This window comes from Streptomyces sp. NPDC090442 (assembly GCF_044769405.1).
In the GTDB taxonomy this organism is placed as follows: Bacteria; Actinomycetota; Actinomycetes; order Streptomycetales; family Streptomycetaceae; genus Streptomyces.
Genome location: NZ_JBIVXW010000049.1, coordinates 1 through 17,381, shown reverse-complemented (window position 1 = coordinate 17,381; position 17,381 = coordinate 1). Strand labels below are relative to the sequence as shown.

Sequence of the window (17,381 nt, the reverse complement as noted above, 5' to 3'; positions counted from 1 at the left end):
GCCGCCGGTTCCGCCGGCGCGTCGTCGCGCCCTGGACCGCGGCCGCGAGCGCAGCACGGCGAGCGCATGACAGGAGGTACTGGATGTCAGGGACGACCGCGTCCGGCAGGGGGCGGGCGGGTGCTGTTCCCCGGTACACAGGTGGTGGCGCGAACCGCTGGACCGTGCTGACCGTGCTCTGCGTCAGTCTGCTCTTCGTCGCGCTGGACACCACCATCCTCTATGTGGCGGTGCCGTCCATCACCGAGGACCTGCGGCCAGGACCGGTCGAGCTGCTGTGGATCGTCGACATCTATCCGTTGATGGCGGCCTCGCTGCTGATCCTCTTCGGCACGCTCGGCGACCGCGTCGGCCGTCGCCGCATCCTGCTGCTCGGTTACGGGCTCTTCGCCGCCGCCTCGGCCGTCGCCGCGCTCGCGCCCAATCCGCAGGTCCTGATGGCGGCCCGGGCGCTGCTCGGCATCGGCGGCGCCATGATCATGCCGGCGACGCTGTCGATCCTGCGGCAGGTCTTCCCCGACCGGCGGGAGCGGGCGGTCGCGATCGGGGTGTGGAGCGCGGTGGCCGCGGTCGGTGCCGCGGTCGGCCCGGTGCTCGGCGGATTCCTAGTCGAGAACTTCTGGTGGGGCTCGGTCTTCCTGATCAACATCCCGATGATGGCGGCGATGTTCCTGATAGGGCGTTGGCTGCTGCCGGAGTCCCGGGGCGAGCGCAACGGGCCCTGGGACCTGATCGGCGCGGTGGTCGCGGCGCTCGGCGTGGTGGGCATCGTCTTCGGGGTGAAGCGACTGGGCAGCGGCGCCCCGGTGTTCGGGGTGACCACGCTGTTGCCGATCCTGCTCGGCGTCGTGCTGTTGGTGGTCTTCGTCCGTCGGCAACACCGCCGCGCGCACCCGCTGATCGACATGCGGCTCTTCGCCCGCCCGGCGTTCGGCACCTCCATCGGCTGCATCGTGCTGGCCATGCTCGCCCTCGTCGGGTTGCAGCTGATCGCCGTCCAGTACCTCCAACTCGTGCTGGGGCTCAGCCCGCTGGCGACCGGGCTGCGGATGCTGCCGCTGGTGTTCTCCGCGATGGCCGCCGGCCTCACCGGCTCCAAGCTGCTGCAGGCGCTCGGCCCGCGGGTGATGGTCGCGGGCGGCTTCGCGCTGACCGCGACCGCGGTGTTGACGCTGACCGCGATGGGCACTCAGGACCGCTTCTGGCAGCTCTCGCTCGGCTTCGTGCTGCTCGGATTCGGCTTCCAGGCCACGCTGTTCGGGGCGTACGAGTCGATGCTGAGCGAGGCCCCGGCCGCGCAGGCGGGCGGCGCGGCGGCCCTCGGCGAGACCGCCTACCAACTCGGCGCCGGGATCGGCGTGGCACTGCTCGGCAGCGTGATGAACGCCGCCTACGCGCCGGGGCTGGACCACGTCTCCGGGGTCTCCAAGGCGGCCTCCCGATCGGCCGCGCACTCGCTCGGCGAGGCGTACAAGGTCGCCGGCGGGCTGGGGGAGCAGGCCAAGGCGGCGCTCCGGGTGGCCGCCCGCGACTCCTTCGTCCACGGCCTGCGGGTCACCCTCGTCGCCAGTGCGGTGCTGCTGTTGGTCGGCGCCGGGATCGCGCTGCGACTGCCGCGCCGGGCCGCGGAGTCCGCGGACCGGACCGCCGAGGAGGGCGCCATGGCGGTGCCCGAGGAGTGCGCGGCGTCCGCCGGGTGCGAGGGGGCGCGGGCCGCCGCGAGCAGCGGCCGTTGAGCGGTGGGGCCGGTCCGATCCGTCGGGCCGGCCCCGTGTCGTCTTCCGGGCTGGCGGCGCGGCGGTGACCCTTGCCCGCGCGGTGTCGGGGACCGTACCGTCGGACCCGCGTAACTACCACTGCTAGTTTTTCGCGCGAGCGCTGAACCCGCCGGAGGCCGCCATGTCCGCAACGCCGTCCCCGCTTCCGCCGTTCGACCCCGACGACCCTCTGGGCCTGGACGACCTGCTCACCGACGAGGACCGCGCGGTCCGCGCCACCGTCCGCCAGTGGGCCGCCGACCGCGTCCTGCCGCACGTCGCCGACTGGTACGAGCGCGGCGAACTCCCCGGCATCCGCGAACTCGCCCGCGAGCTGGGCGGGATCGGTGCCCTGGGGATGTCCCTGACCGGCTACGGCTGCGCCGGCGCCTCGCACGTCCAGTACGGGCTGGCCTGCCTGGAGTTGGAGGCCGCCGACTCCGGCATCCGCTCGCTGGTCTCCGTCCAGGGGTCGCTCGCCATGTACGCGATCTGGCGGTTCGGTTCGGAGGAGCAGAAGCGGCAGTGGCTGCCGCGGATGGCCGCCGGCGAGGTCATCGGCTGCTTCGGACTGACCGAGCCGGACCACGGCTCCGACCCGGCGGCCATGCGCACCCACGCCAGGCGCGACGGCACCGACTGGGTGTTGACCGGGCGCAAGATGTGGATCACCAACGGGTCGGTGGCCGGCGTCGCGGTGGTCTGGGCCCGGACCGAGGACGGCATCCGCGGCTTCGTCGTCCCCACCGACAGCCCCGGCTTCGCCGCCCCCGAGATCAGGCACAAGTGGTCGCTGCGCGCCTCGGTCACCAGCGAACTGGTCCTGGACGAGGTGCGGCTGCCCGCCGAGGCGGTGCTGCCGGACGCCAAGGGGCTGGGCGCGCCGCTGCGGTGCCTGGGCGAGGCCCGCTACGGGATCGTCTGGGGCGCGATGGGGGCCGCCCGCACCTGCTTCACGGCGGCGCTCGACTACGCGCGCACCCGCGAGCAGTTCGGCCGGCCCATCGGCGGCTTCCAACTCACCCAGGCCAAACTGGCCGACATGGCGCTGGAGCTCCACAAGGGGGTGCTGCTCGCGCACCACTTGGGGCGGCGGTTCGACGCCCGGGTCCTGCGGCCGGAGCAGATCAGCTTCGGCAAGCTCAACAACGTCCGCGAGGCGATCGAGATCTGTCGCACCGCGCGGACGATCCTCGGCGCCAACGGGATCTCGCTGGAGTACCCCGTCATGCGGCACGCCACCAACCTGGAGTCGGTGCTCACCTACGAGGGCACCGCGGAGATGCACCAACTGGTGCTGGGCAAGGCCCTGACCGGACTCGACGCCTTCCGGTGAGGGGCGCGGCCCCGCGCCGACCGCCGCGCCGGTCGGGCCCGTCGGGCCCCGCCGGGGCGGGCGGCCGGGGTCGGCTCAACTCTGGTTGAAGAAGCCGCCGTTGCGGTGGGTGCGGGCCTCGCCCGTGACCACCTTGTAGTCGGCGGGGGTCAGCAGGAACACCCGGGTGGCGACCCGCTCGATGGAGCCGCGCAGACCGAAGGTCAGGCCGGCCGCGAAGTCCACCACCCGCTTGGCGTCGGCCGACTCCATGGCCGTGAGGTTGACGATCACCGGCACGCCGTCCCGGAAGAGTTCGCCGATGCCGCGGGCGTCCCGGAACGAGGCCGGGGAGATCGTGGCGATGCGGGTGCCCTGGTCCTGGGCGGCCTCGTCGGCGACCCGGACCCGGGGGTCGGTCACCCAGGGGTTGCCGCCCGAGTCGGCGGACTCGGGTCCCTCGGCGTAGTCATCGTCGTAGTAGCGCTCGTCATCGTTGTCGTCGACGAGGCCAAGCCAGGCGCTCGCCTTGCGTACCGATCCCATTGACGCCTCCTCTCACCCGCGGCGTGTGCGTTCCGTCCGCCCTATCGTCGTCCATGAGGGCGAGGGTGTGCCAAGCGGATAGCCGCCGCACGGGGGGTTCGTGACATATCTGGTGCAAAGAGGGTGGTGCGCCGTCAGGTCGCGTGCCCTGGCGGTGAACTGACAGTACGAAGGGCATCACGGTAGGTGCACCGGCTCGGTGATGTCGACAAGTTGACGCGACGGATCGGATTCGACTTCCGAGTACGTTCGGCATGGGGACCAGGGCATATGTCCGCGGTCTTGGCAACGGCACATCCGATAGCCCGATCATCGGGTGACCGACCTCTTGGGGCGTCGTTGGCACGGGAGCAGAAACCGTCATCTCTCCTCCATAGACTCTCCGAAAGTTCAGCACGTGACTACACCGATCGAGGCGGAGCGCCTGTCGCGCCTCCGCAGGGCGTTCACGGCGACGGTCGTGGTGCCCCGTACGATCCGCGCCAAGCTGATCCGCATCCTGGCGGTGGCGCTGGTGATACTCCTGGCGCTCCTCGGCTACTCCGCGGCGCGACAGATCGGCGACTACCGCAACGCCAGCACCACCGCCGCCGACGCCCACCTCTCCGACGCGCTCCAGGGCTTCCTCCACGAGCACCAGAAGGAGCGCGGCCTGACCACCGGATACGTGGGCGGGATCGGCCAGTTCCACGACCGGATGGTGGCCCAGCGCACGTTGACCGACCGGGCGCTGGCCGCGGTGCGCCGGGAGCTCGCGGGCCGTCAGGACAGCGCCGCCGATGCCGTGCGCCACGGGCTGACCCGGGTCGACGCCCTCCAAGGCATCCGGCAGGCCGCGGACCGCGGGACCGGCGACGTCGAGCGGACCTACGACTACTTCACCGGCACCAACGTCGCGCTCGACCGCATCGACACCGGGCTCGTCGAGGTCCGCGACGCCCAACTGCGGGCCGACTACCAGGCGCTGAAGGTGGTCGGCACCGCCAAGGAGTTCGTCGGGCAGGAGCGCGCCATCGTGCTCGGCTCGCTGCACACCGGGCGGTTCATCGGCGACGACTACACCCGCTTCATGACCACCCGGTCCGGGCGGCTGGCCTCGCTCGCGGAGCTCCCGGAGTGGGCCACCCCCGGCCAACAGCGCCTGGTGACGGCCGCGTTGGCGACGCCGTCGGCCCGGGAGCTGTTCGGCTACGAGAAGTTGATCGTGGCCGGGCGGGGCGTGCTGCCGGGCGCCGACAAGGTCCCGCCGACCGCCTGGTACAACTCCGCCACCGCCACCATCAACGAGCTGCGCACCGTCCAGATCGCCCTCGGCCGGGACATCAACGACCGGGCGGGCGCGCTGGAGGACGACGCCGCCCGCACCCTGGCGCTGTTCGCGGCGCTCGCCGCCGGATCGGTGCTCGCCCTCGGCGCGCTCGCGGTCGGCGCCGCCCGCTCGGTCTCCGGGCCGCTGGGCTCGCTGACCCGGCAGGCCCGGGAGGTCGCCGGCGAGCGGCTGCCGGCCGCCGTGGCCCGCGTCCAGAACGGGTCCGGCACGCCGGAGCCGCCGCGGCCGCTGGACCTGCCGCGCGGTGCGGGCGCCGAGGTACAGGAGCTCGCCGACGCCTTCGACCAGGTGCAGAAGGTCGCCTACGACCTGGCCACCGAGCAGGCCGTGCTGCGCCGCAACGCCACCGAGTCGCTGGTCAACCTCGGGACCCCGTGCCCCTCTGTGCGGCGGCGCGGGGCGCCGCCCACCCGGATCAGTGCTTCTCCGGCGGGCTGATCCGGGAGGTCGTCAGGGCCGAGGGGGTGGTGCCCCACTTCGCCAGGATGCGAGCGTAGGTGCCGTCCTTCACCAGGTGGTTGACCGCGGCCTGGAAGGCGGGCGCCAGCGGGGTGCCCTTCTTGAAGGCGAAGCCGACGTCCAGGCGCTTGAACTCGTTGAGGAAGCGCAGGCCCGGCTGTTGTGTGACGGCGTAGCGGAGCCCGTTGATGGTGCTCATCACCACGTCGCTGCGGCCCTGTTGGAGGGAGAGCCACAGGGCGCCCTGCTCGGCGTAGGTCCTGACGTCGTAGGGGCGCTTGCCGGCCTCGGCGCACTTCGGCCTGTTCTGTTCGAGCGTCGACTCGAAGGTGGTGCCGGCGCCGGTGGCCACGGTCAGCCCGCAGAGCTGGGTGAGCGAGGTGACCTTGGCGAGCGGGCTGTCCCCGCGGACCGCGAAGCCCTGGCCGTCGTTGACGTAGGTGACGAAGTCGAGGGTCCTGCGACGGTCGTCGGTGACGCCGAAGTTGCCGGTGCCCACGTCGTACTTGCCGCTGTCCAGCGCCGGCAGGATCGCCTCGAAGCTGGCCACCTCCCGGGTGAGCCTGAGGCCGAGGACCTTGCCGACCGCGTTCGCCACGTCGATGTCCTGGCCGACCACCGTCGTGCCGTCGGGCAGGTAGGTGGAGCTGGGCGGGGTGCCGACGCTGGCGGCCAGGGTGAGGGTGCCGCGGGCGCGGACGGCGGCGGACAGCAGCGCGGCGGCCACCGGGTCCCTGCGCTCGCCGGCGACCACGTCCGCGGTGGGCACCGCGGCGCGCGCGGCGGCCGGTCCGGCGTCCCGGGCGCCGGTGACCGCCCGGCCGTAGGCGCAGCCGGTGACCGTCAGGGCCGCGGTGACCAGCAGCGCGGCGGTGCGCCGCGCGGCGGCGGGGAGGCGGGTGGGGGTCATGGGCGCGGGGTCTCCAGATGTTTCTCGAACGGCAGCGGGCCGATCGACTCCGGGTCGGCGGTCAGGTCGAACAACGGGCGGTAACGCGCCGCGAGATAGAGGTTCCTGGCCTCGGGCTGGCGGGGGCCGGTGGTGAGGTAGAGCCGGGTGTAGCCGCGGTCGGCGGCGTGCTCCTCCAGGGCGGTCAGGACGCGTCGGGCCAGGCCGCGGCGGCGGTGCGCGGAGTGCGTCCAGATGCGCTTGAGCTCGGCGGTGCTCGCGTCGTAGCGGCGGTAGGCGCCGCCGGCGACCGGGGCGCCGTCCTCCAGGAGCAGCAGGAACGCGCCGCCGGGCGGGCCGAACTCCGCCGGCGGGTACTCCCGGTCCAGGTCGACGGGGTGGCCGTAGCGGGTGCGGTATTCGTGGGTCAGCTCGGCCAGCAGCGGGCGGGCGAGCGGGTCGGTGACGGTGGTGTGACGGATCGTCAGACAGGCCGCACGGGGCGGCCGGGGCGCGGCGGTCATCGGGGCGTCTCCGTGGCCAGTGGCGGCGCTCGACGGGGCGGGCGCGCCGGATGCAGGGGGAGCGAACGAGGGTAGGGCGAGGGGAGGGGGTGCGCCGGACGGCGGCGCGGTGTGTGAAGCGGTGCGAAGGCGCGCGGCGGGGGAGGAGGAGACCGCGAAGGGGCCCGGCCGATCGGCAGCGGGCCGCGGGGGCAGGGGGTCAGCTCAACAGGAGGACGACCACACGCGACCGAAGTCGATGTGGTCACGGGTGACCAGCCGCTGCCATGGATGCATGGGGCTAAGTGGAACAGGCATCCGTTTCCGCGTCAACCGTGACGTGATCCATCGCTCACAGTCCGAGACGCTCCACCCAACGCCCTTGACAAGCGGCCGTGTTCACCCCATAGCCTCAAGTGCCGGTCGTGCTGAGGGGCGCGGCCCGCACTCTCCTGTGTGAAGTCTCTTCCCGTGTGAAGGCGCTCGGCTCCCGTGCTCGATCGATGCGTCCACGGAGCCTTCGCATGCCTTCCGACACCCTCGACGCCCCCGCCGTGCCCGCGGCGCCGCCGGGCGAACCGTCCCCCGCCGCCGCGCGCATCGTGCCGCGCCGCCGCACCGGGCAGTGGACGGCCGCCGCCGTGCTGCTCGCCCTGCTGGCGCTGGCCCTCTTCTCCGTCGCCCGCAACCCCGCCTTCCAGTGGGACGTGGTCGCCGACTACTTCCTGACCTCCGCCGTGCTGCGCGGCCTGGGGCTGACGTTCTGGCTGACCGTCGTGGTGATGGTGCTGGGCTTCGCCCTCGGCACCCTGCTCGCGGCGGGACGACTGTCCGCCAACCCCGTGCTGCGCGGCGTCGGTTGGGGCTACGTCTGGCTGTTCCGGTCGACGCCGATCCTGGTGCAGTTGCTGTTCTGGTTCAACGTCGGGGCGCTCTACCCGGTCGTCCTCGGCGTCAGGACCGTCGACCTGCTCTCGCCGGTCGCCGTCGCGGTCATCGGGCTCACCCTGCACGAGGCCGCGTACGCCGCGGAGGTGGTCCGCGGCGGCATCCTCGCCGTCGACCGGGGGCAGTGGGAGGCCGCGCAGGCGCTGGGGCTGGGCGCCTGGCGGCGGCTGCGCCGGATCGTGCTGCCGCAGGCGATGCGGTCGATCGTGCCGCCGGCCGGGAACATGCTGATCGGCACCCTCAAGGGCACCTCCATCGTCAGCGTGATCGCCGTCAACGACCTGCTGTACTCGACCCAGTTGGTATACCACCGCACCTACCAGGTCATCCCGCTGCTGCTGGTGGCGACCCTCTGGTACGTCCTGGTCACCTCGGTCCTCAACGTCGGCCAGTTCTACGTCGAGCGGCACTACGCCCGCGGGACGGCCGGTGCCCGATGAGCGCGACCGCACCGGGCCGGGACCGGCCGTCCGTGGTGATCGTGGGCGCCGGGCCGCGGGGCACCGGGGTGCTGGAGCGGATCGCCGCCAACGCCCCCGAGTTGTACGGCGATGCGCCCCTGGACGTGCACCTGGTCGATCCGCACCCGCCCGGCGGCGGCCGGATCTGGCGCCGGGAGCAGTCCCCGCTGCTGTGGATGAACTCCATGGCCGAGGACGTCACCATGTTCACCGACGAGACCGTGGAGCTGGCCGGGCCGGTGCGGCCGGGGCCCTCGCTCGCGCAGTGGGCCCGCGCCGTACGGGACGGTGAGGTCGCCGCCCCGCCGGACCTCGCCGACGACCTGGCGGCGCTCGGCCCGCGGGACTTCGCCGGCCGGCGGCTGCAGAGCGGCTACCTCCGCTGGGTCCACGAGGAGGCGGTGGCCGCGCTGCCGCCCCGGGTCGCCGTGCACGAGCACCGGCGGGCCGCGCTGCGCGTCACCGGCCCCCGCGACGGGCGCCAACAGGTCTGGCTGGCCGGCCGGTCCGCCCCGCTCCCCGCCGACCTGGTGGTGCTCACCCTGGGCCACCTGGAAGCCCAACCGACGGACGAGGAACGGCGGTTGGCGCACTTCGCGGACCGGCACGGGCTGGTGTACCTGCCGCCGGCCTTCACCGCCGACAGCGACCTCGACGCGCTGCGGCCCGCCGAGCCGGTGCTGGTGCGGGGCTTCGGGCTGGCCTTCGTCGACCTGATGGTGCTGCTGACCGAGGGGCGCGGCGGGACGTACACCACCGACGCCGACGGGGAGTTGACCTACCACCCCTCGGGGCGCGAGCCGGTGCTGCACGTCGGGTCCCGGCGGGGCGTCCCCTACCACTCCAAGATCGGCTACGGGCCGTCCGGCGACCTGCCGCCGCTGCCGCGGTTCTTCGGCCCGGCCGAGGTCGACGCGCTGCTCGCCCGCCCCGGCGGGTTCGACTTCCAGCGGGACGTCTGGCCGCTGATCGACAAGGAGTTGGGGTTCGCCCACTACCACCGGCTGTTCGCCGCGCACCCCGAGCGCGCCCTGATGGCCTGGCCGGACTTCGAGGAGAAGTACGCGGTCGCCGAGCCCGGCAGCGCCGCCCTCCAGGCCCTGGTCTCGGCCGCCGTCCCCGACCCGGCCGACCGGCTGGACCTGGCCGCGCTGGACCGCCCGTTGGACGGCATCCGCCACCCCGACGGCGCCGCCCTCCAGGTCGGGCTGCGCGCCCACATCGAGGCCGACCTGGCGCGCCGCCACGACCCGGCGCACAGCCCCGACCTGGCGGTCTTCCTCGCCCTGCTGTCCGTCTACGGCCAGTTGCCGAGGCTGGGCGACCACGGGCCCTGGTGGCACGGCTTCTTCAGCTTCCTCGCCTCCGGGCCGCCCGGCCCCCGGCTGCGGCAACTGCTGGCGCTCTCCCGGGCCGGCGTGGTGCGGTTCCTCGGCGCCGACCTCACCGTCACCGCCGACGAGGACCGCGGAGTGTTCCGCGCCGGGTCCGCCACCGTGCCGGGCCACTGGACGCGGGCCCGCGCGCTGGTCGAGGCGCGACTGCCGGAGCCGACCGTGGCCGGCACCCGGGACGGGCTGCTGCGCGCGCTGGGCGCCGACGGCGCTCGGTCAACTGCCGGCGGGCTGCTGGCCGTCGACCCCGTCGACGGCCGGGTGCTGGACCGGTCCGGCCGCCCGCACCCCCGCCGCTTCGCGCTCGGCCCGCACACCGACGCCCGCGCCGGCGGGGCGTTCACCCGCCCCCGCACCAACGCCCCCGCCTTCCGGCAGAACGACGCGAGCGCGCGGGCCCTGCTCACCTTCCTCCGCGACCGCGTCGCCGCACCGGTCCCGGTCCCCGCACCCACCCCGAGGACTGCCGATGCCGCTGACCAGTGAACCCGCCGTCACCGAGGCCGCCCCGGCCGACGAACCGGTACCGCGGCGCGCCGGGCCACCGGGCGCGGACGACCCGACGGCCCTGCGAGTCGTCCCGGTGCGCCACCCCTGGCGCTGGGTGGGGGTGGCGGTGACCGCCGTACTGCTCGCCCAGTTCGCGCACGGCCTGATCACCAACCCGGCCTGGCAATGGGGGGTGTTCGCCCGGTTCTTCGCGAGCGAGACGATCCTGCGGGCGGTCTGGGTCACCCTCCAACTGACCGTCTACGGCACCGCCCTCGGCTTCGCCCTCGGTCTGGTGCTGGCGCTGATGCGGCTGTCGGCCAGCCCGTTCCTGCGCTGGGTGGCGTTCGGCTACATCTGGGCCTTCCGCTCCATCCCGCTCATCGTCCAACTGCTGTTCTGGTTCAACCTCGCCTACCTCTACAAGCGGCTGGACTTCGGCATCCCGTTCGGCCCGGGCCTCTTCCACCTCGACACCATGGGGCTGGTCGGCGCGATGGGCGCGGCGGTGCTCGGGCTGGCGCTGCACCAGGCCGCGTACGCCGCCGAGATCGTCCGGGCCGGCGTCACGTCCGTGGACGGCGGCCAGTTGGAGGCGGCCGCCGCGCTCGGCATCCCACGGCTGCGCCGACTGCGCCGGATCGTGCTGCCGCAGGCGATGCGCTCGATCCTGCCGAACGCCAGCAACGAGGTGATCTCCCTCTTCAAGGGCACCTCGATCGTCTCTGTGATGGCGATCGGCGAACTCTTCTACCAGGTCCAGGTCATCTACGGACGGAACGGCCAGGTGGTGCCCCTGCTGATGGTCGCCACCGCCTGGTACATCCTCCTCACCACCGTGCTCTCCGTCCTCCAGCACTACGTCGAACGCCACTACGCCAAGGGGGCCGCGCGATGAACGCCATGGTCGAAGTCCGTTCCGTTCACAAGAGCTTCGGGCCCACCGAGGTGTTGCGCGGCATCGACCTCACGGTCGCGGCCGGGGAGGTGACGGTGGTGCTCGGGCCGTCCGGCTCGGGCAAGTCCACGCTGCTGCGCACCATCAACCACCTGGAGAAGGTCGACAGCGGCTGGATCAGCGTGGACGGGGCGCTGGTGGGATACCGGAGAGAAGGGAAACCTGCGGCCCGAAGGGCCACCGGCAGGGGCGGTGGCGGGCGACGGGTGGGCGAGAAGCTGTACGAGCTGCGCGAGCGGGAGATCCTCAAGCAGCGCACCGGCATCGGCTTCGTCTTCCAGAACTTCAACCTCTTCCCGCACCTGACGGTGCTGGAGAACCTCGTCGAGGCCCCGATCGCGGTGCAGCGCCGCCCGCGCAAGGAGGCCGAGGCCGCCGCCGGCCGGCTGCTGGCCCGGGTCGGGTTGGCGGAGAAGGCCGCCGCCTACCCCAGGCAGCTCTCCGGCGGCCAGCAGCAGCGGGTCGCCATCGCCCGGGCGCTGGCCCTCGAACCCAAGCTGCTGCTCTTCGACGAGCCGACCTCGGCCCTCGACCCCGAGCTGGTCGGCGAAGTCCTGGACGTCATCCGGGACTTGGCGCACCAGGGCACCACCATGGTCGTCGTCACCCATGAGATGGGCTTCGCCCGGGAGGTCGCCGACACCGTCGTCTTCATGGACGGCGGGCGGATCGTCGAGCAGGGCCCGCCCGACCAGGTGCTCGACCGCCCGCGCCACGCGCGCACCCGGGCCTTCCTCTCCAAGGTCCTGTGACCGTGACCGCGGCGTCCGCCGCCCCCGCAGCACCACCCGTACCGCTCCGAAGGAGACCTCCCGTGATCCGCCGCACGCTCGCCGCCGTCCTCGCCCTCGCCGCGGGCTCCGTCCTGCTCACCGCCTGCGGCACCGGCGACACGGCGGACGCGGCGGTCGGCACCGGCAACGGCGGCCCGAAGCTCAACATCGGCCCCGACCAGCACCGCGTCCGCGGCATCAAGGACCCCAGGAGCGCCGCGCTGGTGCCCGCCCGGGTCCGGGGCACCGGCGAACTGCGGATCGGCGTGGACGCCGGCGGCATCCCCCCGCTCAGCTTCTACGCCACCGACGACAAGACCCTGATCGGCGTCGAGGAGGACCTCGCCACGCTGGTCGCCGACACCCTCGGCCTGGCCCCCCGCTTCGAGCCGCTGTCCTGGGAGAACCTCTTCGTCGGTCTGGACAGCGGCACGTTGGACGCGGTCTTCAGCAACGTCACGGTCACCGAGGAGCGCAAGGACAAGTACGACTTCGCCACCTACCGGCTGGACCAGTTGGCCATGGAGGCCAAGAAGGGCAGCGGGTGGCGCGTCCGCGGCGCCGCGGATGTGGCGGGGAAGCCGATCGCGGTCAGCTCCGGCACCAACCAGGAGAAGATCCTCCTCGACTGGAGCAGGGCGGACGAGAAGGCCGGCCGCAAGCCGGTGGACATCAAGTACTTCCAGAAGCCCACCGACGTCTACCTCGCGCTCCAATCGGGCCGGATCGACGGCTACTTCGGCCCCGACCCGACCGCCGCGTACCACGTCGCCACCGCCGGCCAGACCGAGATCGCCGGCACCTTCTCCGGCGGCGGCGCCCACCTCAAGGGCGAGATCGCCGCCACCACCCACAAGGGCAGCGGCCTGGCCACGGCGTACGCCGCCGCCCTGAACAAGGTCATCGACGACGGCCGTTACGCCAAGGTCCTGGCCCGCTGGGGGCTGTCCGGCGAGGCAGTGCCGCACTCCCGGATCAACCCGCCCGGCCTGCCCCGGACCGCCAACTGACCCTTCGGACCCGGCCGTTACGCACAGGAAGGCCCACCCCATGCCCCTCCCGCCCCACCCGCTGCGGCTGGCCGTCGCCCTGGACGCCCCGCAGGCCCCGCCCCCGTCCGACGCCGCGCCCTACCTCGCCCTGGCCCGGCTCGCCGAGCGCGGCACCCTGGACTTCGTCACCCTCGGCGACCGCTTCGGCGGCCCCGGACCGGACGCGCTCTCGGTGCTCGCCCGGGTCGCGCCGGCCACCGAACGCCTCGGCCTGGTCGCCACGGTGACCACCACCCACACCGAGCCGTTCCACGTCTCCACCGGCGTCGCCACGTTGGACTGGGTCAGCCGTGGCCGGGCCGGCTGGACGGTGGCGGCGTCCACCGGCGAGGCCGAGGCCGCGCTCGTCGGCCGGCGCCCGGCCGCGCCGGCCGCCGAGGTCTGGTCGGAGGCCGACGAGGTCGCCGACGTGGTGGCGCGGCTGTGGGACAGCTGGGAGGACGACGCGGAGATCCGCGACCGGGCCACCGGCCGCTTCGTCGACCGCGACCGGCTGCACCACGTCGACTTCACCGGCCGCACCTTCACCGTCCGCGGGCCGTCCATCGTCCCCCGGCCGCCGCAGGGCCGCCCGGTGACCGTCGTCGAGGTCGCGGACGCCCCCGACGCCGGCCACGCGGAGCGGGCCCGCTGGGCGGTGGCCGCCGCCCGCGCCGACGTGGTGCTGGTCCGGGCCGAGGACCCGGGGACCGCCGGCGCCGCCCGCGCGGCCCTGCGCGACCGGGCCCGGGCGCACGGCCGCGACCCCGGCGCGCTGCGGGTACTGGCCTCGCTGTCGGTCGAGTTGGAGTCCCCGGCCGACGCCGCCGGCCTCGCCGACCTGCTCGGCGACTGGTTCGCCCAAGGGGCCGCCGACGGCTTCCACCTGCGCCCCGCCGACCCCGCCCGCGACCTGCCCCGGATCGTGGCGGGCACCGTCCCGACCCTGCGGGAGCGCGGCCTGTTCCGCCGCTCCTACGAGGGCGCCACCCTGCGCGACCACCTCGGACTGCCGCGCCCCGCCAGCGTCTACGCGCCCGCCCGGGAGGCCGTCCGATGAGCCCAACCGCCGGCCCCCGCAAGCAGATCCACCTCGCCGCGCACTTCCCCGGCGTCAACAACACCACGGTCTGGGCCGACGAGCGGTCCGGCAGCCAGATCGACTTCGCCTCCTTCGAGCATCTGGCGCGCACCGCGGAGCGCGGCCTGTTCGACTTCTTCTTCCTGGCCGAGGGGCTGCGGCTGCGCGAGCACAAGGGCCGCATCCACGACCTCGACGTGCTCGGCCGGCCTGAGTCGCTCACCGTGCTGGCCGCCCTGGCCGCGGTCACCGAGCGGCTGGGCCTGGCCGGCACGGTCAGTGCCACCTTCAACGAGCCCTACGAACTGGCCCGCCGGCTCGCCTCGTTGGACCACCTCAGCGGCGGCCGGGCCGCCTGGAACGTGGTCACCACCTCCGACGCCTTCACCGGGGAGAACTTCCGGCGCGGCGGCTTCCTGGACCGGGCCGACCGCTACACCCGCGCCGCCGAGTTCCTCGCCACCGCACGGGAGTTCTGGGACTCCCGGTCCGACGCCGGGGAGCCGCTGCCGGTGGATCACCGCGGGGCGCACTTCACCGTCCGCGGCGCGTTCGGCGTCCCGCGCGGCCCGCAGGGGCACCCGGTCGTCATCCAGGCCGGGGACTCCCCGGAGGGACGGGAGTTCGCCGCCTCCGCCGCCGACGTGATCTTCACCCGGCACAGCGGGTTGGAGGCCGGCCGCGCCTTCTACGCGGACGTCAAGCGCCGGCTCCCGGCGTACGGGCGGCGGCCGGCGGACCTGAAGATCATGCCGGGGGTCACCTACGTCCTCGGCGACACCCCGGCCGAGGCCCAGGAGCACGCCGCCGAGATCCGCCGCCAGCAGGTCTCCCCGCAGACCGCACTGCTCACACTGGAGCAGGTCTGGGGCGTGGACCTGTCCTCCTACGACCCCGACGGGCCGCTGCCGGACGTCGACCCGGACCCGCACGGCGAGCTGGCCCGGGGGCGGGTGCGGATCGCCGACCCGCGGGCGGTCGCCGACCGGTGGCGGGCGCTCTCCCGCGCCAAGGGGCTCTCCATCCGGGAGACCGTGATCGAGACCACCGGGCGGCAGTCGTTCGTCGGCACGCCCCAGGACGTGGCCCGCGCGATGGACGCGTTCGTGCAGGGCGACGCCGCCGACGGTTTCATCCTCGTGCCGCACCTCACACCCGGCGGCCTCGACCCGTTCGTGGAGCGGGTCGTCCCGCTGCTCCAGGAGCGCGGCGCGTACCGCACGGAATACACCGGGACCACCCTGCGCTCGCACTTGGGGCTGCCGGATCCGGCGCGCCCCGTAAGGAAGGACTGAGATGACCAGCAGCACGACCCCGCCGGACGCCGTCCAGGAGTGGCAGGAGTGGCGCGAGGGGCGCCGGGCCGCGGTCAGCGGACCCTACGGACCGCTCGCGCTCGCCGGCACCCACTGGCTCGCCGACCACCCCGAGGGCCGGATCGAGGGGTTGCCGGGCCGCTGGACGGTCGCCGCCGACGGGGCCGCGGTCGTCCTCGTGGCCACGCCGGAGGACGGGCTCACCGTGGACGGCGCCCCGGCCGCCGGCGAGTTCCGGCTCGACGCGGACGCCGGGCCCGCGGCCGCCCGGGTGGCCCGCGGCGCGCGCCGCCTGGTGGTGCTGCGCCGCGAGGGCCTGTGGGCGGTCCGCGACTTCGACCCAGACGCCCCGACCCGGCGGGCCTTCGACGGCATCGACGCCTACCCGCACGACGCGCGCTGGGTCCGGCCCGGCCTGTTCCGCCCGTACGCGGAGCGGCGGACCATCCAGGTGCCCAACGCCGACGGGCAGGAGCGCGGCTTCGTCCTGGGCGGGGAGTTGGCCTTCACCCTCGACGGCGACGAGCACACCCTCCAGGTCGCGGTGGAGCCGGACGGCTCGCTGTGGGCGGTGCTGGCCGACGCCACCAGCGGCACCGACAGCTACCGCTTCCGCTTCCTGCGGCCGCCCGCGCCGGCCGCCGACGGCACCGTCCCGGTCGACCTCAACCGGACGCTGCTGCCGCCCTGCGCCTTCGCCGACCACTTCATCTGCCCCTTCCCGCCGCCCGGCAACACCCTGCCGTTCGCGCTGCGAGCGGGGGAGCGGAACATCCTCGTCCGCTGAGCCGGACGCCGCCCCGCACGGGCCGTCACCGCCCCGGTCGCCGTCAACTCGGTGGCCGGGGCGGCGTGTTGGGGGCGTCCGGCGGGGTGGTGCGAGGGGCACGGGATCATGGCAGCCCTCTTGCGCCGCAGGGGCGGCGACCCCCAAAATCCGGTCAAGCGCTTGTCAGGGGCACGTTAAAAATGGGCTGCGGGGCTTCCCTCCGGTGCGCCCGCGTGCTCCTCGACTGCGCCTCACGGGCCGCCCGTTGGCGACCCCCGATCCCCCTCGGAGGAATCAGTGAGGAATGCGCGCACGACCCCCCGCAGCGGCGCAAGACGCAGCCGGCTGATCGCCGCGACCGCCGGACTGGTGGCCCTAGGCGCCCTCGCCGTACCGAACGCCGCCGCCCAAACCCCCGCTCCCGCACGGACGTTCAGCGCGGCCCAGCTCACCGCCGCGGGCGACGCGGTCCGCTCCGCGGACGTCGCGGGCACCGCCTGGCGGGTCGACCCGACGACCCGCACCCTCGTCGTCACCGCGGACCGCACCGTCTCCCAGGACCAGCTCGCCACGATCCGGCGGGCCGCCGGGAGCAACGCCGACGCCGTCCGGATCGAGCGCACCCCGGGCACGATCCGCAAGCTGATCTCCGGCGGCGACGCCATCTACGCGCCGAGCTGGCGCTGCTCGCTCGGCTTCAACGTCCGCAAGGGCAGCACCTATTACTTCCTGACGGCCGGTCACTGCACCGACGGCAAGCCGCCCTGGTACACCGACTCCTCGCACGCCACCAGCATCGGCCCCACCACCGGCTCCAGCTTCCCCGGCCACGACTACGGCATCGTGCAGTACACCAACACCGCGGTGGCGCACCCCGGAGCGGTCGGCGGCCAGACCATCACCAGTGCCGGGAACCCCACGGTCGGCCAGACGGTCACCCGCCGCGGCTCCACCACCGGCGTCCACAGCGGCAAGGTCACCGGCCTGAACGCCACGGTGAACTACGGCAACGGCCAGATCGTCTCCGGCCTGATCCAGACCACCGTCTGCGCCGAGCCCGGTGACAGCGGCGGCCCCCTGTACGCGGGCAGCACGGCGCTCGGCCTGACCTCCGGCGGCAGCGGCAACTGCACCAGCGGCGGCACGACGTTCTTTCAGCCGGTCACGACGGCGCTGAGCGCGTATGGCGTGAGCCTCGCGTAATTCCGACGTTGTCGGCTCTCCCCACGTTGTTGGCTCTCCCGCCGTGCGGGGTGCTGTGCTTTCGCCTTCGGCGGAGGGGTGTGTGGGGCGGGGCGCCTCGTTGTCGGTGGGTGCCGGGGGCGGGTTTCCGGACTGCTTCGCTTTACGTCCGGAAACCCG

15 protein-coding genes are annotated in these 17,381 nt (G+C 73.8%); 12 read left to right on the top strand and 3 right to left on the bottom strand.

What is annotated here, in order from left to right; all coding sequences use genetic code 11:
- Positions 1-83 precede the first annotated feature (83 nt).
- Together ACIQU6_RS29410 and ACIQU6_RS29405 are read left to right on the top strand one after the other, a co-directional pair.
- On the top strand, positions 84-1,736 hold the full coding sequence (locus ACIQU6_RS29410; RefSeq protein WP_403484722.1) for an MFS transporter: 1,653 nt from the start codon (positions 84-86) through the stop codon (positions 1,734-1,736).
- A 163-nt stretch (positions 1,737-1,899) separates the two neighbouring features.
- Positions 1,900-3,093 (top strand): acyl-CoA dehydrogenase family protein, encoded by a 1,194-nt coding sequence (locus tag ACIQU6_RS29405; RefSeq protein ID WP_403484721.1) that lies wholly within the window; start codon positions 1,900-1,902, stop codon positions 3,091-3,093.
- Between the two features lie 75 nt (positions 3,094-3,168).
- On the opposite strand, the gene ACIQU6_RS29400 is transcribed toward ACIQU6_RS29405, so the two are convergent.
- The gene (locus ACIQU6_RS29400; RefSeq protein WP_403484720.1) at positions 3,169-3,618 is read right to left on the bottom strand and encodes a cell division protein SepF; all 450 of its coding nucleotides are present in this window, start codon (positions 3,616-3,618) and stop codon (positions 3,169-3,171) included.
- Positions 3,619-4,015: 397 nt separating this feature from the next.
- Here ACIQU6_RS29400 and ACIQU6_RS29395 point away from each other — a divergent pair, with 397 nt between their 5' ends.
- Positions 4,016-5,386, top strand: coding sequence for a nitrate- and nitrite sensing domain-containing protein (locus ACIQU6_RS29395; RefSeq protein WP_403484719.1), 1,371 nt, complete (start codon positions 4,016-4,018; stop codon positions 5,384-5,386).
- Here the strand turns inward: ACIQU6_RS29395 and ACIQU6_RS29390 are convergent.
- Both ACIQU6_RS29390 and ACIQU6_RS29385 read right to left on the bottom strand, forming a co-directional pair.
- Positions 5,364-6,317: an ABC transporter substrate-binding protein gene (locus ACIQU6_RS29390; RefSeq protein ID WP_403484718.1), complete on the bottom strand. Its 954-nt coding sequence runs from the start codon at positions 6,315-6,317 to the stop codon at positions 5,364-5,366. The two genes, ACIQU6_RS29395 and ACIQU6_RS29390, sit on opposite strands and share 23 nt — an antisense overlap.
- Positions 6,314-6,820 (bottom strand): GNAT family N-acetyltransferase, encoded by a 507-nt coding sequence (locus ACIQU6_RS29385; RefSeq protein ID WP_403484717.1) that lies wholly within the window; start codon positions 6,818-6,820, stop codon positions 6,314-6,316. The genes ACIQU6_RS29390 and ACIQU6_RS29385 overlap by 4 nt, the downstream gene beginning before the upstream one ends.
- Before the next feature lie 503 nt (positions 6,821-7,323).
- Here ACIQU6_RS29385 and ACIQU6_RS29380 point away from each other — a divergent pair.
- The 9 genes from ACIQU6_RS29380 to ACIQU6_RS29340 all read left to right on the top strand — a co-directional run bounded on the left by ACIQU6_RS29380 (position 7,324) and on the right by ACIQU6_RS29340 (position 17,222).
- Positions 7,324-8,187: an amino acid ABC transporter permease gene (locus ACIQU6_RS29380; RefSeq protein ID WP_403484716.1), complete on the top strand. Its 864-nt coding sequence runs from the start codon at positions 7,324-7,326 to the stop codon at positions 8,185-8,187.
- Positions 8,184-10,088, top strand: coding sequence for an FAD/NAD(P)-binding protein (locus tag ACIQU6_RS29375; protein WP_403484715.1), 1,905 nt, complete (start codon positions 8,184-8,186; stop codon positions 10,086-10,088). Before ACIQU6_RS29380 ends, ACIQU6_RS29375 begins: the two co-directional genes overlap by 4 nt.
- A complete protein-coding gene (locus ACIQU6_RS29370; RefSeq protein WP_403484714.1) occupies positions 10,072-10,989 on the top strand; it encodes an amino acid ABC transporter permease in 918 nt (305 codons plus the stop codon). The genes ACIQU6_RS29375 and ACIQU6_RS29370 overlap by 17 nt, the downstream gene beginning before the upstream one ends.
- Positions 10,986-11,801: an amino acid ABC transporter ATP-binding protein gene (locus tag ACIQU6_RS29365; protein ID WP_403484713.1), complete on the top strand. Its 816-nt coding sequence runs from the start codon at positions 10,986-10,988 to the stop codon at positions 11,799-11,801. The genes ACIQU6_RS29370 and ACIQU6_RS29365 overlap by 4 nt, the downstream gene beginning before the upstream one ends.
- A gap of 62 nt (positions 11,802-11,863) precedes the next feature.
- Positions 11,864-12,832, top strand: coding sequence for an ABC transporter substrate-binding protein (locus ACIQU6_RS29360; RefSeq protein WP_403484712.1), 969 nt, complete (start codon positions 11,864-11,866; stop codon positions 12,830-12,832).
- Positions 12,833-12,872: 40 nt separating this feature from the next.
- Positions 12,873-13,913 (top strand): LLM class flavin-dependent oxidoreductase, encoded by a 1,041-nt coding sequence (locus tag ACIQU6_RS29355; protein ID WP_403484711.1) that lies wholly within the window; start codon positions 12,873-12,875, stop codon positions 13,911-13,913.
- Positions 13,910-15,229: an NtaA/DmoA family FMN-dependent monooxygenase gene (locus tag ACIQU6_RS29350; protein WP_403484710.1), complete on the top strand. Its 1,320-nt coding sequence runs from the start codon at positions 13,910-13,912 to the stop codon at positions 15,227-15,229. Before ACIQU6_RS29355 ends, ACIQU6_RS29350 begins: the two co-directional genes overlap by 4 nt.
- 1 nt (position 15,230) lies before the next feature.
- Positions 15,231-16,037, top strand: a complete 807-nt coding sequence (locus tag ACIQU6_RS29345) for a DUF1684 domain-containing protein (RefSeq protein WP_403484709.1) — start codon at positions 15,231-15,233, stop codon at positions 16,035-16,037.
- 279 nt (positions 16,038-16,316) lie between these two features.
- Positions 16,317-17,222, top strand: coding sequence for a S1 family peptidase (locus ACIQU6_RS29340; RefSeq protein WP_403484708.1), 906 nt, complete (start codon positions 16,317-16,319; stop codon positions 17,220-17,222).
- Positions 17,223-17,381: the final 159 nt, after the last annotated feature.

Coding starts and splice junctions, on each gene's coding strand:
- ACIQU6_RS29370 (WP_403484714.1), top strand. CDS start 10,072: ATGCCGCTGACCAGTGAACCCGCCGTCACCGAGGCCGCCCCGGCCGAC.
- ACIQU6_RS29345 (WP_403484709.1), top strand. CDS start 15,231: ATGACCAGCAGCACGACCCCGCCGGACGCCGTCCAGGAGTGGCAGGAG.
- ACIQU6_RS29380 (WP_403484716.1), top strand. CDS start 7,324: ATGCCTTCCGACACCCTCGACGCCCCCGCCGTGCCCGCGGCGCCGCCG.
- ACIQU6_RS29350 (WP_403484710.1), top strand. CDS start 13,910: ATGAGCCCAACCGCCGGCCCCCGCAAGCAGATCCACCTCGCCGCGCAC.
- ACIQU6_RS29390 (WP_403484718.1), bottom strand. CDS start 6,317: ATGACCCCCACCCGCCTCCCCGCCGCCGCGCGGCGCACCGCCGCGCTG.
- ACIQU6_RS29375 (WP_403484715.1), top strand. CDS start 8,184: ATGAGCGCGACCGCACCGGGCCGGGACCGGCCGTCCGTGGTGATCGTG.
- ACIQU6_RS29410 (WP_403484722.1), top strand. CDS start 84: ATGTCAGGGACGACCGCGTCCGGCAGGGGGCGGGCGGGTGCTGTTCCC.
- ACIQU6_RS29385 (WP_403484717.1), bottom strand. CDS start 6,820: ATGACCGCCGCGCCCCGGCCGCCCCGTGCGGCCTGTCTGACGATCCGT.
- ACIQU6_RS29365 (WP_403484713.1), top strand. CDS start 10,986: ATGAACGCCATGGTCGAAGTCCGTTCCGTTCACAAGAGCTTCGGGCCC.
- ACIQU6_RS29355 (WP_403484711.1), top strand. CDS start 12,873: ATGCCCCTCCCGCCCCACCCGCTGCGGCTGGCCGTCGCCCTGGACGCC.
- ACIQU6_RS29400 (WP_403484720.1), bottom strand. CDS start 3,618: ATGGGATCGGTACGCAAGGCGAGCGCCTGGCTTGGCCTCGTCGACGAC.
- ACIQU6_RS29405 (WP_403484721.1), top strand. CDS start 1,900: ATGTCCGCAACGCCGTCCCCGCTTCCGCCGTTCGACCCCGACGACCCT.